Here is a 15,251-nt window from a genome sequence, read left to right on the forward strand (position 1 = left end):
CTTCGCCGTCTACCGCATCTAACAAACCGTGATCAAATCAGGCATAGAGGAACAACGCCGGGGCCGTGGGTGGCGCCCACCATCGGGATCCTGGCGTCGGACAGCCGGGCGACGAACTCCTTCGTGGTGTCCAGGCTCGGGCCCAGCCCAGCCACGGCCGCGAGGTGCTCCGAGCCGCGTCGCTCGATCAGGTCCTCCGCGACCTGCTCCCAAGCGACACCGTCGTGCCCGGTGTTCGCCACCAGCAGGCGCACCTTCAACCGCTCGCTGCGCTCGTTTGCCTGCGTCTGCGCGGCGTACGCGCCGTAGAGTTGGCTGACGACGTTGGTGGCGGGGTAGGCCCCTTGATTTCCCCATGGCATCGGCAGCACGTAGGCCACGCTGAACCAGGGTCCGCCGCCCTCCCGCACCCGCCGGTTCGCCTCATTGATCAGCTCCAGCACCCTCTTCAGGTTCGCGCTCTGCCCGTCGGGGCCATCGAGCTCGAAATGGAAGGCACCGTCGGTGATCCCCACGCATTCCCGGGTGCCGTCGAACCTGGTCACCCCGTGGCCGCACGTCTGGCGGTCGTTGAGGTAGAACACGATGCCGGTACCGAGAAGCGCGGCCACGAGCACCACGATGACGACACCGGGCAGCCACCGGCGCCACCGCGGTCTGGTCGGCTCGACCGGTTCATAGGTCATAGGTGTTTGCCTCCCGGCGGCATTCCTCGGCCATCGTGAACAACGTGTCGGACAGCCTCGGTACGAGGCTGGCGAGCTCGGTGAACTGGTGGGCCGTGTTGCGGAGCAACCTCGGCTGGCTCGCCGTTAGCGGATCGGACTGGATCCAGAGCCCGGCGACGAGCAGGGCGACGGTACGGACACGCCGCTCGGCCTCCGACGCCCAGGGGACGACCGTTCGGGGATGGATGTCGCCGGTCTTCGCCAGCCGGTTCGGTGCGGCCGTGATCTGTTTCAGCGAGGACAACCAGTCGCCGTCGCCGTCGAGTGTCTGCTCCAGATGGTCGACGACCTCCCGCACCTCGTGCAGAGCGAGGAGGTGATGGAATGATCCGATGGTGTCTTCGGCCTCGAAGCAGTACAGGCGGAGCCGGTCGTGCACAGCCACCCAGTTGTCCGGGTGGTCGTCCGGCCGGGACTGCAGGTGCAGGTGCAGCAGCCGTCTGAGGAACGGGTGTACCGAGCTCGGCGCACCGGGCTCGAGCCACAGCCGTTGGTCGAGCAACAGTCGCAGGTCGTCGGCCGCGTGGATGGAGGCGTTACCCACCGCGGCCTGAATCTCGGTGGGTGTCGGGCTCCGGCACGCCGAGCAGGTGATCAAAAGGTCGTGGTACTCGGTCGGGACATCGACCAGCAGCTGGCGCAGCAGGGCGTCGGCGAGTGTCCCGCCGTCACTGCGTGGTACGCCGAGCGTTCTGATCCTGGGCCGACCGACGTCGGCCCCTGCCCGCTCGGTGCCGGTGGTGAGCAGCTCGACGGTGCCGAGCCGATGACCGCCGGTCAGGCGGTGAACCGCCGCGACCGTCCACCTGTCGTAGATGCCGTGCTGGCGAGCCCATCGGGCAGAGTCGTCCTCGCTGAGGTCCCGCAACCAGATCGGGAAGTACCACGTCGAAGCCTCGTCCGGAGTCCACCGCTCGCGCCACGCCGCGTAGTTCAGCGGTGCCAGCGACGGCATGGACCCGGCTGATCCCGGACGTGCGACGTCCCGCAGGGACCGCCCGGTGGTGCCGACCACGAGAAGTGGATCGACCAGGTCCGGGTGCTGGTTACGGGCCCGGACCAATAAGTCCAGGAACCTTTGACCGGCATCGGTGTGGACATTGTCCAGCAGTACTGGGCTCGCCACATCGCCCTGCGAACGCCACACGGAGTCGGCGTAGCTGCTCCGCAGATCCGCCAGGAACGCCTGCATCAGCTTGTCCTGCGCCTGCTGACGCTCGTGGCTGACGCCGTTGTGGTGCATGCGATGCAATTCGAGCAGCGCGTCCGGTGTGGGGCGGCCGGCGGCCGCCCACCATTTCTCCCCACTCGTACGCCACCGGCTGAAGGCGACTTCGACGGCGGCCATCAGCGTGTCCGTGGTCCCACCCGGCACCGCCATCCCGGCGGAGTTCACACCGAGATCGGTAGCCTTGCTGACGAGGTCCCGAATGTCCGCCGGCATCCGGTGGGCCTTGAGGGACGCCAGCAGATCACGGACCTGCTGTTTGCTGGGCAGTGTCGAATTGTCCGGAGCGTGAAGTTGCAGAGCAAGCTGTCCCAGCAGGAAGCGAGGAAAGCGCAACGTGCCCAGCCCTTGACGCGCCAGGCTCAGCTGTGCTGTGAGATCCGTGATGATCTCGATATTCGAGTGAAAGCCCCTGGCCGCCACGTCGACATAGGCGGTGTGCAGCTTCTCGGTGATGTTCTGCACGATCTGCAGGGTGGTGGTCTTGCCGCCACCGGCAGGGCCGAAGAGCAACACGACCGGCAACGGACGTCCCGGCAACGACCACGCAGTGCATTCCCGGACGAGGCGGAGTATCTCCGCTCGACCAAACATGATCAGCGCGTCGGACATACATCAGTGTATGTGACCACTCGCCCACGATCGGCGACACTGTCGCCAACATAGACGGATGGATCAGCGACAGTGTCACCGTGTGGCCCTGCCTCGCCCGATTGTTTGAGCACGGATCAGCCCACTCGACAGTCAGGGCCGACGCTATTGCCGATGGTGCTCAGCCTCGCCGACGGGCAGCCCGACCGCTGCTCACCGCTCAGCTCGACATCGCTCCTATCGGCCAGCGGAGAAGTAGGCGACGTCGAAGCCGCGTGCCGCCAGGACGGAGGCGGGCTCTGAGGGATTCTGAGGCGAGCCTAAGCCCTTGACCTGGAACAACCGGCGCCGCGGTCCCGGCGGTCAGGGCCACCGGCGATGGGCCGCAGACGGCGGATGCCACCTGCGGCCCATCGGCCTTCACTGTGCGGTTGGTTGTCTCCATCGACCCCGGTGACCCGGTCGCCGTCAGCTCAGGCGCAGATCGCCTGGATGGCCAGGCCGTCGGTGGGCACGCCGGTCAGCGCAAGGCGAACCGCGTACCGGCGGCGGCCCCGCCGCCCCGGCAACTGCCGGCCGCGCCGTCCGCCTTCACCGGCCGGGTCGCCGAGCTCGCCGAGTTGGACGACCTACTCGCCGAGCCACAAGGACTCGAGGGAAGCCCACTGGCGGTGGTGGCCGGCACGGCCGGCGTCGGCAAGAGCACCCTCGTGCCGCACTGGGCACACCGGGTCACCGACCGGTTCCCCGATGGACAGTTGTATGTGAACCTGCGCGGCTTCGACCCGGCCGGCACCGCCTTGGACCCGGCCGAGGTGGTGCGCGGATTCCTGACCGCACTCGGGGTGGCCCCGCAGCGGGTCCCGATCGGGCTGGCCGCGCAGACCACCCGTTACCGCAGCCTGGTCGCCGGCCGACGGATGCTGGTGCTGCTGGACAACGCCCGCGACGCCGAGCAGGTCCGCCCGCTGCTACCCGGCGCCCCGGGCTGCGTCACCGTGGTGACCAGTCGGGAACAGCTCGGCGGTCTGGTCGCCATCAACGGTGCCCGGCCGGTCGCCCTGGAGCTGTTCACCGATCCCGAAGCCCGGCGGTTCCTGGCCACCCGGCTGGGGCAAGCCCGGGTGCGGGCGGAGCCGGCCGCCGCCGCGCAGATCATCGAACGGTTTGCCCGGCTGCCGCTGGCGCTCGCCGTCGCCTCGGCGCGGGTCGTGGTGAACCGGGCGGCCTCGCTGCCCGACCTGGCCGCCGAGCTGGCGCAGGCCGGTGCCGGGCTCGACCCGTTCGACGGTGGGGATCCGGCCGCCGACGTACGGGCCGTCTTCTCCTGGTCGTACCGGGCGCTGGATCCGGCCGCCGCCGGGCTGTTCCGCCTGATCGGGCTGCATCCCGGGCCGGAGCTGACGGTGCCGGCGGCGGCGAGTCTGGTTGGTGCCCCGATGCCCGCCGTCCGCCGGCTGCTGGCGGTGCTGACCCGCGCCAACCTGATCACGGAGCACTCCCCCGGCCGGTACATGGCCCATGACCTGCTCCGGGCGTACGCCGCCGAACTGGCCGACGCCGAGGAGCCGGCGGCGCACCGGCTGGCCGCGACCGGGCGGCTGCTCGACCATTGTCTGCACACCGCGTACGCCGCCGACCGGCTGCTGTATCCGCACCGGGACCCGATCCTGCTGGACTGCCCGCAGGCCGGGGTGGTCGTCCCGGCGCCGGCCGACAGCGCGGCGGCGATGCGCTGGCTGGTGGCCGAGCACCGGGTACTGCTCGCCACGGTCGATCTGGCGGCGCGCGATCGATGGGACCGGCACGCCTGGGAGATGGCCTGGAGCCTGACCAGCTACGTCAACCTGCGGGCCCGGTGGCACGACCAACTCGCGGTGCAGGATGCCGCGTTGCCGTCGGCAGTGCGGCTGGCCGACCGGGCGGCGCAGGCGCAGCTGCACCGCAACCTGGGCCGGGCGTTGGCCCAACTGGACCGGCCGGACGAGGCCGCGCGGCACCTGGCGCAGGCGCTGGAGGGGTTCGTGGCCGTCGGGGACCGGGCCAACCAGGCGCAGACCCACGTGAACATCGCCCGGGTGCTGGAGCGGCAGGGCCGCGACGCGGAAGCCCTCGGGTACGACCTGCGGTCGCTGGAGCTGTGCCGGCAGGCGTTGAGCGTCAACACCGGGATCGGCAACCGGCACGGGGCGGCGACGAACTGGCGTACCGCCGGCTGCGCCGAGGCGGCCGGCGGCGACCACCTCGAGGCGTCCGGCCACCCGGACGCCGGCGCTGTGCGCGCCCGCTGCGCCAAGCCTCGATCCACCGACGCGGTTCGTCCTGAGCTCGGTTGAATAGAAGCGGCAGAAACTCCTATCCTTCCAGTTCAGAGGGCACCTTCTATAGCCGGGATCCTGCCGGTCCAACCCTCATCGTCAGCCGAGCGTCAGCGACATCCGGCTGAGCTCGTCCGCCACCACCGTCACCCGCTGGGCAGCGGTAGCGTTCTCGCCCGGGATACGTACGGTGAACTCGTACTCCCCCGGCGGCAGATCTGTCCAGGTGTACCTGCCACCGGCGTCGGTCATCCGGGCGATATCCATGGACAGCTCAACAGGCATCGGCCAGCCGACCGTACGTGCCTCCACCGGGATCAATGGCAGCGGTTCGCCTGCCGGATTCCGTACCTCGATGATCGCCGTACCTCGACCGGCTGCCGAACTGGGCGACGCCGGTGGGGGCGCATCCGACTGATGCTGGTCCGAGACGGGGGTATCCGGGCCGGTCGGCGCTGACGGGTCGGGGGTGTTCGACAAGCCGGACGGATTCGATGATTCGGTCGCGCAGCCGGCTACCAGCAGGCTGACGAACAGCATCGACAGAAGCGCACGTCGTGCTGGGTTCATGGCCAGTCCTCGAATCGAGTCATTGATTCAATACGTACAGTAGCAGCACTTTGGGAGACGGTGCTCGCTACCCAACGCCGGTCCTGGCCGGTGACCGGCACGCGGTCACCGCCAGGACCGGTCGGTGCTGCGCTACAGGTCGCGCCAGTAGAGGAAGTTGTTGAACGTGGGCTCGGTGATGCGCGGTCCGCTGTTGTGGTTGTTGTTCGGTGCGCCGCTGCCGTGGAAGCCGTGTGCGTGTACCGCCACCGCGCACGGACCACAGTCGGCGACCGAGTACGTGTAGACAGGTCCGCCGCTGTTGCCGCCGACCGTGTCGTGCTGATAGAACAACTCGATGGACTGGGTCGCCCGAATCTGGTCGTAGCTGGCCCATTGGGTGCCGAACGGCTTGTCCCCGCTGTAGCCCCGGTTGTAGGTCGCGGTGCCGTTCTGACTGGCGGAGGTCCACATGAAACCAAAGGTGCCGGTGTTGTTGCCGACCGTACAGTTGAGCTTCATGGCACCGTAATCGTAGCCGTTGATGAAGCTGTTCACCCATCCCCCGACCGAGTGCAGGCTGGCCACGGTGCACGAACCGTACGGCGTGGAGCCGCCGTCGCGTCCCGGCCAGACAGTAAACTCGTTGCGTGGGTACCACGCGGTGCCGTTACGGGGGTAGACGCAGTGCCCGGCGGTGATCAGTGTGTCGGCACCGATCATCCAACCGGTGCAGTGCCCCCGGGTGACCCCACCGCTGGTGCGGGTGATGGCGACCGTGGAGCTCGCCGGCCACCAATCTGCCGGCGTCGTCTGGTAGCGGTTGTCCGGGCCGACGATGCTACTGATGCCGATCTTGCTTGGCTCGGTCTTGCCTTCGACATCGCCAGGGTGCACGCCGTCCGCCCCGTCGGCGACGCGCTGCAAGGCCGGGCGGGTGGCCCTGACCATCGTCTCGTCGATCTGCTCGGCTAGTACGGCAGCCCGGGTTCGTTATGTAGATGACTGGCGATGAGTTCAGCTCGGTCGGGGCTGGTCGGCGTGTCTGCGGGCACGAGGACGGCCGCCGGTTGATCATGCACTGTTTGTGAAGACAAGCGAAGATCGCGCGGCGGCCGCTGGGCACAGCGTAGACGCCGAAAGTTGGCTGACGGAGTTCGACGCCGGGTTCGCGTGGATCGCGGGCCGGTTCGGGCGGGTGGAACCACGCAGGCAGGCCCGCTCGTTCCTGCTCGGGCTGTTGTCGGATGTGGACACCCGATCGTGCTGGCAGTTGGCGGAACGGGCAGGGGACGCCTCACCGCACGCGATGCAGCGATTGTTGGGTGAGGCGGTGTGGGACGCCGACGCGGTGCGTGACGACGTGCGTGGGTACGTCATCGACGCGATCGGCGACCCGGGCGGGGTTCTGATCCTGGACGACACCGGTGACCTGAAGAAGGGCGTACACACCGTCGGGGTGCAGCGGCAGTACACCGGCACGGCGGGGCGGGTCGAGAACGCGCAGGTCGCGGTATACCTCGCCTACGCCGCCCCGGGCGGTCACACGTTGATCGACAGGGAGGTCTACCTGCCCAAGGCATGGACCGACGACCCGGACCGGTGCGCCGCCGCCGGCATCCCCGCCGATGTCGAGTTCGCGACCAAGCTCGTACTGGCCCGGCGGATGCTCACCCGTGTCCTCGACGCGAACGTGCCCGCGGCGTGGGTCACCGCGGACGAGGCCTACGGCGGTGACCGGCACCTGCGCCGCGGTCTGCAGGCCAGGGAGATCGGCTACGTCCTGGCCGTGGCGAAGAGCCACCGGGTCACCGCCCGTCCGGTCGACGGCCCACGGCGTGCTGACCGGCTCGCCGCCGACCTGCCCACCCGAGCCTGGAACCGCCTGCCCGCCGGCGTCGGGTCGAAAGGCTCCCGCTACTACGACTGGGCCTGGATCGCCATCACCGCACCCGCCGACGAGACCCCCGGCCGGCACACCCTGCTGATCCGCCGCCGGATCAGCGACGGCGAGTTGGCCTTCTACCACTGCTGGTCGGCCCACCCGACTCCACTGCGCACGCTCGTGCGCGTGGCCGGGACCCGATGGTCGATCGAGACCTGCTTCCAGACCGGTAAGGCCATCGGCCTGGACGAGCCCCAGGTCCGCCGCTGGCACGCCTGGCACCGCCACGTCACCCTCGTCATGCTCGCCCACGCGATCCTGACCGTGATCGCAGCCCGCGAACACCGTGACCGCACCACAGCCGATCAGACAGTGATCGCGTTGACCCTGCCCGAGATCCGCCGCCTCTTCGCGAAGCTGATCACCAACACCGTCCACCCGATCAGCCACTGGCTGGCCTGGTCACACTGGCGGCGTCGACACCAGGCACGCGCCCGGACCAGCCACTACCGCTGCCGCGACCACGCAATCCATCAACCGGCATCTACATAACGAACCCGGGCTGCCGTACTAGCGCCGGGTTGATGGTGTCACCGGTGTCGGAGACCGGTGTAGCCATGTCGATAGCGCTGATGGGTGTGGCAACGGCGGGTGTCGCCACGGCAGCCAGCGTCAACGCCGCCGTGGCGACGAGGACACTGAGCGTCCGGTACGCCTTCTTGTCCATGGAACCTCCGATGACGAGGTGGGTGTCTGATGCGCCCTGCTCGGACGTGCTCCCATAGATGAATCCTCGTCGCGTTCTTTTGGTCGGCAAGGCTACTGTCCATGAACTGCCAATTATTCGATCACCGCCTATGCGATCGGCTCGCTGCCGCACTCGGGGTGGACAGCTCCCCACCAGGTCGTATGGGTCCGAGTCGGTACCGGTCGGAGCCGGTCTCGGACGAACGCCGCACCATCACAGTTGTGTTCCAGCCCTGACCCGGGCTATGCGTCGACGGCGGGTCGGCAGCCGCAGGGTCGGGTTGGCGACGCCCCAGGCGGCGCCCTTGCAGACCAGTTCCTTGTAGCGGGCGGCTAGCCGCCCGGTGAGCACCGTCGACGTGGCCCGGTCGTCGGCGGTGACGTACTGGATCAGGCCCTCGCGGCGGCCCAGCGAGATGCACTGGTTGAAGTAGCGCAGCGGCGTATTCGGCGGTTTCCCGCCGGTCATCCGGGCCACGATCGCGTCGGCGGCCTGCCACGCGGTCGGCAAACCGGAGGCGCACGACATCCGCAGCGGCCGGCCGCCGGGGCCGGTCACCCGGGCCGCGTCGCCGACGGCGTAGACGTCCGGGTGCGACACCGAGCGCATCATCCCGTCGACCACGATCTGGCCGCTGTCGGCGACCTTCAATCCGGTCGTACGGGCGATGGGGTGAACGGCGAACCCGGCGGTCCAGACCGTGACCGCCGCCGGGATCAAGCCGCCGTCAGCGGTGGTGACCCGGTCGGTGTCGACACCGGTGACGGTGGTGTGCTCGTGCACGGTGACGCCGAGCCTGTCGAGGACGGTGCGCAGGTGCGCGCGGCCCTTCGGCGAGAGGGTGTCGCCGAGACCGTCACGGACGGCGAGGGCGACGGCGAGGTCCGGGCGGGCCTCGGCGATCTCGGTCGCCGCTTCCAGGCCGGTCAGCCCGCCGCCGACCACGACGACCGGCTGCCCGCCGGCGAGGCCGGCGAGGCGTTGCCGTAGCCGCAGCGCTCCCGCCCTGCTGGCGATCTCGTCGGCGTGCTCGGCGACGCCGGGGACGTCACCGGGATCCCAGCCGCTGCCGAGGGCGTAGACGAGAGTGTCGTAGCCGAGCACGTCGGTGCTGCTGCCGGCGGCGGAGTCGGTGACCGCGACGGTCCTGGCGTCGACGTCGACGTCGGTGACCGTCGCGAGCCGCACCTCGACGCCGGTGCCGGCGAACATCCCCCGCAACGGCCGGGGTGTCGGGTCCTGGCCGGTCGCCAGCTGGTGCATCCGTATGCGTTCGACGAAGTCGGGTCCGGCGTTGACGATGGTGATGGCGACGTCGTCGGGGTCGAGCCGGCGGGCGAGGCGGCCGGCGGTGACGGCTCCGGCGTAGCCGGCACCGAGGACGGTGATGCGGTGTCGCATGTCAGGCTCCTGTCTGCACGGGGTGTGACACCACCTGAACCGGGCAGCCCCGCGGTTGCTGACACACCCGCGACGTGAAGCACCTCACACGCTGCGGTCAGAAGGCGGTGAACAGTGGTTCCCCGTGGTCGACGGCTGCCCAGGACGCGGTGGCCCGGCGCAGCTTGTCGGGGTTGGCCTGACTGCGGAGCACGGCGATGCCCCCGGCGGTGATCTGCAGACAGATGACGCCGATGACCCGGCCGTCGACGACGGCCACGACGGCCGGGTCACCGTTGGCGGTCCAGGCGTACAGCTCGGGCATGCCGCCGAGCAGGGCACGCTTGGCCGCCCCCGGGGTGAACAGGCCGCGCAGGAACCTCGCGACCGCGACGGCACCGACGACCGGCGTGGCGCGGGCCGGGATCTTTCCGCCGCCGTCGCCGATCGAAACGGCGTCGCCGGTGAGCAGGCGTACCAGTGGTTCGATCCGGCCGCTGGTGGCGGCGGCCAGGAACTCCGCGACGACGCGCCGGGCGGCGGCCTGGTCGACCTCGGCCCGGGCCCGGCCGTCGGCGAGGTGCTGCCGGGCCCGGTGCAGGAGCTGCTGGCTGGCGGCCTCGGAGACGCCGAGGATGCCGGCGATGTCGCGGTGCGGGTAGTCGAACGCCTCCCGCAGGACGTACACGGCCCGCTCCTGCGGCGTCAGCCGTTCCATCAGGGCGAGGACGGCGTACGAGACGGATTCGCGTTGTTCGGCGGTGTCGGCCGGGCCGAGCATCGGGTCGCCGGCGAGCAGCGGCTCGGGCAGCCACTGCCCGACATACGTCTCGCGGCGGGCCCGCGCGGAGGTCAACTGGTTGAGGCACAGGTTGGTGAGGACCTTCGTCAGCCAGGCCTCGGGGACATCGATCCGGTCGACGTCGGCGGCCTGCCAGCGTAGGAACGTCTCCTGGACGGCGTCCTCGGCTTCGCTGGCTGAGCCGAGCAGCCGGTAGGCGATCGCCGCGAGGCGCGGCCGGGCGGCCTCGAACCGGTCGACGTCGTCCGCTGTCAGGGCCATGGCCCCGATCGTAGGTCCGGCCGTCGAGCCGGCGTTAGACTCGCAGGCCATGGGACTGCTCACCTTCAGCCTCAACGTCACCCTGGACGGTTGCGTCGACCATCAGGAGGGGATCGCCGACGACGAGACGCACGCCTTCTTCACCCGGCTCATGGACGAGGGCGGGGCGATGCTGTGGGGCCGGGTCACCTACGAGATGATGGAGAGCTACTGGCCGGCCGTCGCCCGCGGCGACCAGGAGGCGCCGCCGGCGATCCGCGAGTGGGCGGTGAAGCTGGAGGCCAAACCCAAGTACGTGGTGTCGTCGACGCGCACCGACTTCCCGTGGACCAACAGTCACCACATCGCCGGTGATCTGCGCGAGGGCGTGCAGAAGCTCAAGGACGCGACCCCGGCCGGGGTCCTCCTCGGCAGCGGCACGCTCGCGACCGAGCTCGACCGGCTGGACCTGATCGACGAGTACCAGCTGCTCGTCCATCCCAGGATCGCCGGCCACGGCCCGACGCTGTACCAGGGCGGGCTGCCCGGCACGCGCCAGCTCGAACTGCTCTCGGCGGAGCCGCTGCGCAACGGCGCGGTGGCCATGCACTACCGCCGTACGCGCTGAATCACCGGGTACGGGTACGGTCAGCAGAACTCGACCGGGTCACCGGGGTGGATGACGCCGAACTCCAGCGGGCGGGCGTACACCCCGGCACAGGGCAGAACGCCGACGCCCGCCAGGCGCAGGCGGTTGTGCCGGCTCAGCACCTGCAGCAGCGCGACGTCCGGCTCGACGTCACCGTGCCGCAGCGCCGGCACCACGCACCGTGGGGTCGCGATGACGACCTCGGCGACCACGTCGGCGCCGATCCGCAGCCGACGCCCCGGCCAGAGGTTCTCGGCGAAGCCAGCGCCCGGGTCGGGCACCTCGACGACGATGTTGGGCCGGAAACGCTGGTCGTCAACCGGCCGTCCGGAGTGGGCCGCCAGGGCGGCCAGCGTCGCGGTCGTCATCAGATGCAGAGGCGCGAAGTCGAAGAACGTGCCGGGTGGGGAGCCGGCCGCCAGCATGGAGCTGCCGGTCTGCGCGCGGGACAGGTCGTCCTCGGTGCGTACCTGGTCCGGGTCCATCCGCTCGACGCTCGCGCCCGGGGTGGCCCGGTCGAGCAGGCGCACCTCCCGGCCCAGCAGCGTGGACAGCGCCGGATCGGGGTGACCGGTCACCGTCACGGTCTCGGTCGTACCGTCCGCCATGGTCAGCCGGACCGCCGGGGCGCCGGTGGCGTCGGGGGACGTCAGCGTGGACCGTACGGTGAGCATGTCCCGCCACAGGCGCGGGTTCTTGGCGCTGGCCACCTTGCCGGTGACACAGTCGAGCACCGCGAAGGCCCGGTCACCGGCGATGCCCGCCTCGTCCACGTACGCCTGGTCCAGGTCCTCTCCGAGCATCGACTTGACCGGGTAGCGCGACAGTTGCCGCACCCTGCCCACCTGACGACCGTGACCCATGCACAGGAAATCTAGCTGAACATCTGAGGCTGTCGGTCAGCTCCTCGTGAGGTTGGTGTCGAGGGTGCGTAGCCAGGGCTGCGCGAGTGCGTGGTCGCGTCCCACGGCGGCGGCGGGCAGCGTCCGGGTCCAGTCGGCGTGCTGCTGCCACCGGTACGTGTTCGGGCTGGTTCTGGTCCGACTGGTGACGCCGACGAAGCGCAGCTTGCGGCGGATGACCGGCCATGGCTCGCGGTCGGCGTCGATCCAGTCGCGCAGCAGGGTGAACAGTTCGGTGAACGTCGCACCTCGATGCACGACGTCAACCAGGACCGCAGGCCGGTCCCGCCGGGCCAGCGCATGTGGCGTCAGCCCGACCGCGCCAAGGAACTGTCGCCCCTGGGTCACCTCGGCGCGGGTCAACGGACGCCACCGCCACCGGCTCCCGGACCTGGCCGCCGACCGTTGGAACGACAGCGGGAGCCGATACAGTCGCTGGACGCCGACGGGTCCGGCGAACACTCCGCCGAGCAGGTCGAACATCGAGTCCAACGATCTGCCGACGAAGTACAGGTCACCGTTTCCGCTGCGGGCCAGCACCTTCCCCGCGCAGCTGACGAGGTCGTCGACGAACCACAGGTCCGGCGGTACGGCACCGTCGAGCAACGTTCCGAGCTGGTCCGGCGTGACCAGGTCCCACCGGAACGGCACACTCCCCTGCCAGGTCTGCACTACCAGGTGAAGCCGACCGTGAACGGGGTGTTGACCGGGGTGCCGGCGCTGTTCACACAGGTCACGCCGACCGTCATGTCAGCGGTGCCGACCGGGTGCCAGTACTGCACGTGGCAGTGGGCGTCCTGGTAGCCGGTCGCGTACGCCACGGCGTGCCCGGAGTAGTCGATGATCTGCGGGAAGAACGTCTCGTACCGCCCGGTGCCGGTGCGGGTCACGGCGTAGTCGCCACTAACCGAGCTGCCGTTGGTCCAGGTGATCGCCGGTGCCGGCCCACCCGACGGGTACGCGTCGTCCACCGTCGCCAGCGCCGTCGGGGCGATCTGCTGCAGCAGGTTGTGAATCGTCCAGGTGATGGTGAACCGGGAGTCGACGAAGGCTCCGGAGGCGTCCCGGCACCATACCCGGGCGATCCCGTCCGCGAGGTAGCCGACCACCTTGCACTTCACGGCCGCCGACGTGTAGGCGGTGATCTGATAAAAGGTGTGCTGGGTCTGGCCGGCCGAGGCGGGCAGCTTCACCGCGTACGAGCCGGGCGCGTCCCGCGCCACCCACGGGGTGCCCGCGCCGGCGTCGTAGCGGTACCAGGCGTTCGGGGTGTACATCGGCGAGGTCGGATCATTCGACCAGAGGTACGACACGCCGTCGGCGGCGAGCGTGGAGCCGCTGGCCTCGACGAAGTTCGCCACGAAGTACGCGTCCTGTCGGGCACCGCTGGACCCGAAGCAGTAGACGTTGACCAGCAGATCGGTGCCGGACGGATACCAGGAGCCGACGGTGCAGAACCGGACCGCCGCGCCGTACGCCTGGGCGTGCACCACTCCCCCGCCGCCGGTCACCAGCGACCCGAGCCCACCGAAGCGCACCTGGTAGACGCCGGCACCGGACCGGGTCACGGTGATCGGCCCGCCGCCGGGATTCTTCGCGTACGAGTAGTAGGTGTGCCCGCCGGAGGTCCACATCGGCACGGTGTAGCTCGCGGCGGTGGGGTTGCTGGCCCACACGTAGCTGGTCACGGCCGGGGTGACGGCCGCCGCAGCCGGCCCAGCCGCCGTGACGGTGGCGACCGCGCCGACCGCTGCGGCACCGAGGACGGCCACGAATCGCCGGAGAAACCCACCTGTCATGCGCCCGACGCTAGCCACCACCGTCAACCGTGCCCGCCGGCCGCCTCGCGTCCCGCAACCCGATCGGCCTGTCGCACAGCGACCACACCCCAATGTGAGCATCCCGCCGCCCGTACGCACGCACGAGTCGTTGAAGGACGGCGGCGGGAGCGTCCGGCCGTGCAGCGGTCGGCGCGCACAGGACCGGGGCGTCAGGTCAGGTGCTCGACCTCGCGGTCGCCCAGTGGGGCGGCGAGCGACACCAGGACTGCCGATTCCGTGGCGATGGCCGGGCATTCCTTGTCGGCCGCCTCAGGCAGCAGGCCCACCCGGATCCGGACGCGTACCGTCGTCTCGTTCTCCACCACCTCCGACTCGGCGCCGTAGCAGTCAGTGGGACCGGCGGTCACGGTGACTTCGAGCGTCCGGTCGTCGACGGCCCGCCAGGTGCGCCAGTCGACGACCTGTGGGTCGACCAGATCGTCCCGGTCCGGCAACGCTTCGGGGCTCGCTGAACCGGTTGGTGCCTGGGTGGCGATGGTTCCGTCGTTAGCGCTACCGCCGGGCTCGGCCGCCGAGCCGCAGGCGCTCAGCGCAGCCGTCGCCCCGACCAGCAGCAGAACTGCCAGTCGAGGCGATTGTCGGGTCAGCATTGGCTCAGATTACCAGTCGCCGTTGGCTGCGTCGGTGCCATCGCGGACCGCCGTGTCGAAATACGGCCCCCGGTTGACTCCGGCGCCATCGACAGTTGACATGACGGAGCGGACATAGCCGAGCCCGTTGGCGTTGCTGTAGTTCCAGATCCACGGGCCGCCCGAGGAGCCGCCGCCGAAGTTGCAGGTGATCTTCGAACGGTTATCCCAGATGCTGTTGTCGACGGCGGTGCCCCAACAGGCCCACATCCTGTTCCCGCCGTCGTGGTTGCTCGGGTAGCCGAAGATCGACACGTCGAACCCGGTGCCACCGTTGAAGGCCATGCCGTGTCCACCGACGGTGTCGACGACCGTCGTGTTCCAGTCACCACCGGAGAACGTGGTCACCCAACCGACGTCCCGGTTGAGGTTGCTGTTGTTCATCCATTCGTTGAATGTCCGCAACCGGTACGCCTGGAACCGGCCCACCGGGTCGCGGTCGGCGTTGAACGCGTTGTAGCGCGGCACGAAAACCAGGTTGCTGTGCCAGGTGCCACCCTGTCCCGTGTGCACGCAGTGGCCAGCGGTGATGAGCACCCGCTTGGACGAGGTGTTGATCGCCGACGCGGAGCACCACGAGCCGCTCTCGTAGCCGCCGATGAACAGCTTGCCGTTGGTGATCGAGAAGTTCGTCACCGGATCCGGGGCATTGATCTCGTTCGTCGCGATGGTCGCGGCCACCGGTTTGGCTCACGGCCCCGGCGTTGTTCCGGCTTGAGAGGTTCTGTCCGTGTTGAGAACCGGACACGAGGCGAGTTGCG

15 protein-coding genes are annotated in these 15,251 nt (G+C 69.6%); 3 read left to right on the forward strand and 12 right to left on the reverse strand.

Annotated elements, in window-relative coordinates; genetic code table 11:
* Nucleotides 1–32: 32 nt before the first annotated feature.
* Nucleotides 33–686 carry a hypothetical protein gene (locus tag ACFHVL_RS29540; protein ID WP_416631806.1) on the reverse strand — a complete coding sequence of 218 codons (654 nt, stop codon included), beginning with the start codon at nt 684–686 and terminating at the stop codon, nt 33–35.
* Entirely contained in the window at nt 676–2,481 is a 1,806-nt protein-coding gene (locus ACFHVL_RS29545; protein ID WP_416631807.1) for a hypothetical protein, read from the reverse strand. The genes ACFHVL_RS29540 and ACFHVL_RS29545 overlap by 11 nt, the downstream gene beginning before the upstream one ends.
* Nucleotides 2,482–2,978: 497 nt before the next feature.
* Here ACFHVL_RS29545 and ACFHVL_RS29550 point away from each other — a divergent pair, with 497 nt between their 5' ends.
* Nucleotides 2,979–4,883 (forward strand): ATP-binding protein, encoded by a 1,905-nt coding sequence (locus ACFHVL_RS29550; RefSeq protein ID WP_416631808.1) that lies wholly within the window; start codon nt 2,979–2,981, stop codon nt 4,881–4,883.
* A gap of 81 nt (nt 4,884–4,964) precedes the next feature.
* On the opposite strand, the gene ACFHVL_RS29555 is transcribed toward ACFHVL_RS29550, so the two are convergent.
* Together ACFHVL_RS29555 and ACFHVL_RS29560 are read right to left on the reverse strand one after the other, a co-directional pair.
* A complete protein-coding gene (locus ACFHVL_RS29555) occupies nt 4,965–5,435 on the reverse strand; it encodes a carboxypeptidase-like regulatory domain-containing protein (protein ID WP_416631809.1) in 471 nt (156 codons plus the stop codon).
* A 132-nt stretch (nt 5,436–5,567) separates the two neighbouring features.
* Entirely contained in the window at nt 5,568–6,365 is a 798-nt protein-coding gene (locus tag ACFHVL_RS29560; protein WP_416631810.1) for a trypsin-like serine peptidase, read from the reverse strand.
* Nucleotides 6,366–6,561: 196 nt separating this feature from the next.
* Here ACFHVL_RS29560 and ACFHVL_RS29565 point away from each other — a divergent pair, with 196 nt between their 5' ends.
* Nucleotides 6,562–7,851: an IS701 family transposase gene (locus ACFHVL_RS29565; protein WP_416631822.1), complete on the forward strand. Its 1,290-nt coding sequence runs from the start codon at nt 6,562–6,564 to the stop codon at nt 7,849–7,851.
* On the opposite strand, the gene ACFHVL_RS29570 is transcribed toward ACFHVL_RS29565, so the two are convergent.
* From ACFHVL_RS29570 to ACFHVL_RS29580, 3 genes are all read right to left on the reverse strand, one after another.
* Nucleotides 7,844–8,026, reverse strand: a complete 183-nt coding sequence (locus ACFHVL_RS29570) for a hypothetical protein (RefSeq protein ID WP_416631812.1) — start codon at nt 8,024–8,026, stop codon at nt 7,844–7,846. The two genes, ACFHVL_RS29565 and ACFHVL_RS29570, sit on opposite strands and share 8 nt — an antisense overlap.
* Before the next feature lie 234 nt (nt 8,027–8,260).
* A complete protein-coding gene (locus ACFHVL_RS29575; RefSeq protein ID WP_416631813.1) occupies nt 8,261–9,448 on the reverse strand; it encodes an NAD(P)/FAD-dependent oxidoreductase in 1,188 nt (395 codons plus the stop codon).
* A 97-nt stretch (nt 9,449–9,545) separates the two neighbouring features.
* Nucleotides 9,546–10,490 carry an RNA polymerase sigma-70 factor gene (locus ACFHVL_RS29580; protein ID WP_416631815.1) on the reverse strand — a complete coding sequence of 315 codons (945 nt, stop codon included), beginning with the start codon at nt 10,488–10,490 and terminating at the stop codon, nt 9,546–9,548.
* Nucleotides 10,491–10,539: 49 nt separating this feature from the next.
* Here ACFHVL_RS29580 and ACFHVL_RS29585 point away from each other — a divergent pair, with 49 nt between their 5' ends.
* Nucleotides 10,540–11,097 carry a dihydrofolate reductase family protein gene (locus ACFHVL_RS29585; RefSeq protein ID WP_416631816.1) on the forward strand — a complete coding sequence of 186 codons (558 nt, stop codon included), beginning with the start codon at nt 10,540–10,542 and terminating at the stop codon, nt 11,095–11,097.
* Nucleotides 11,098–11,117: 20 nt separating this feature from the next.
* On the opposite strand, the gene ACFHVL_RS29590 is transcribed toward ACFHVL_RS29585, so the two are convergent.
* From ACFHVL_RS29590 to ACFHVL_RS29610, 5 genes are all read right to left on the reverse strand, one after another.
* A complete protein-coding gene (locus tag ACFHVL_RS29590; RefSeq protein WP_416631817.1) occupies nt 11,118–11,954 on the reverse strand; it encodes an MOSC domain-containing protein in 837 nt (278 codons plus the stop codon).
* A 63-nt stretch (nt 11,955–12,017) separates the two neighbouring features.
* A complete protein-coding gene (locus ACFHVL_RS29595; protein WP_416631818.1) occupies nt 12,018–12,671 on the reverse strand; it encodes a hypothetical protein in 654 nt (217 codons plus the stop codon).
* Between the two features lie 20 nt (nt 12,672–12,691).
* Nucleotides 12,692–13,819: a hypothetical protein gene (locus ACFHVL_RS29600; RefSeq protein WP_416631819.1), complete on the reverse strand. Its 1,128-nt coding sequence runs from the start codon at nt 13,817–13,819 to the stop codon at nt 12,692–12,694.
* Between the two features lie 191 nt (nt 13,820–14,010).
* Nucleotides 14,011–14,451 (reverse strand): hypothetical protein, encoded by a 441-nt coding sequence (locus tag ACFHVL_RS29605; RefSeq protein WP_416631820.1) that lies wholly within the window; start codon nt 14,449–14,451, stop codon nt 14,011–14,013.
* A 9-nt stretch (nt 14,452–14,460) separates the two neighbouring features.
* A complete protein-coding gene (locus ACFHVL_RS29610) occupies nt 14,461–15,171 on the reverse strand; it encodes a trypsin-like serine peptidase (RefSeq protein WP_416631821.1) in 711 nt (236 codons plus the stop codon).
* Nucleotides 15,172–15,251 lie beyond the last annotated feature (80 nt).

It is taken from the genome of Micromonospora sp. LOL_023, from assembly GCF_048060115.1.
Lineage (GTDB): Bacteria > Actinomycetota > Actinomycetes > Mycobacteriales > Micromonosporaceae > Micromonospora_E.

What these genes read in the sequence shown, in the direction of transcription:
- ACFHVL_RS29540 (WP_416631806.1), bottom strand. Translation starts at nt 686, where the DNA reads ATGACCTATGAACCGGTCGAGCCGACCAGACCGCGGTGGCGCCGGTGG.
- ACFHVL_RS29555 (WP_416631809.1), bottom strand. Translation starts at nt 5,435, where the DNA reads ATGAACCCAGCACGACGTGCGCTTCTGTCGATGCTGTTCGTCAGCCTG.
- ACFHVL_RS29560 (WP_416631810.1), bottom strand. Translation starts at nt 6,365, where the DNA reads ATGGTCAGGGCCACCCGCCCGGCCTTGCAGCGCGTCGCCGACGGGGCG.
- ACFHVL_RS29570 (WP_416631812.1), bottom strand. Translation starts at nt 8,026, where the DNA reads ATGGACAAGAAGGCGTACCGGACGCTCAGTGTCCTCGTCGCCACGGCG.
- ACFHVL_RS29575 (WP_416631813.1), bottom strand. Translation starts at nt 9,448, where the DNA reads ATGCGACACCGCATCACCGTCCTCGGTGCCGGCTACGCCGGAGCCGTC.
- ACFHVL_RS29580 (WP_416631815.1), bottom strand. Translation starts at nt 10,490, where the DNA reads ATGGCCCTGACAGCGGACGACGTCGACCGGTTCGAGGCCGCCCGGCCG.
- ACFHVL_RS29585 (WP_416631816.1), top strand. Translation starts at nt 10,540, where the DNA reads ATGGGACTGCTCACCTTCAGCCTCAACGTCACCCTGGACGGTTGCGTC.
- ACFHVL_RS29600 (WP_416631819.1), bottom strand. Translation starts at nt 13,819, where the DNA reads ATGACAGGTGGGTTTCTCCGGCGATTCGTGGCCGTCCTCGGTGCCGCA.
- ACFHVL_RS29605 (WP_416631820.1), bottom strand. Translation starts at nt 14,451, where the DNA reads ATGCTGACCCGACAATCGCCTCGACTGGCAGTTCTGCTGCTGGTCGGG.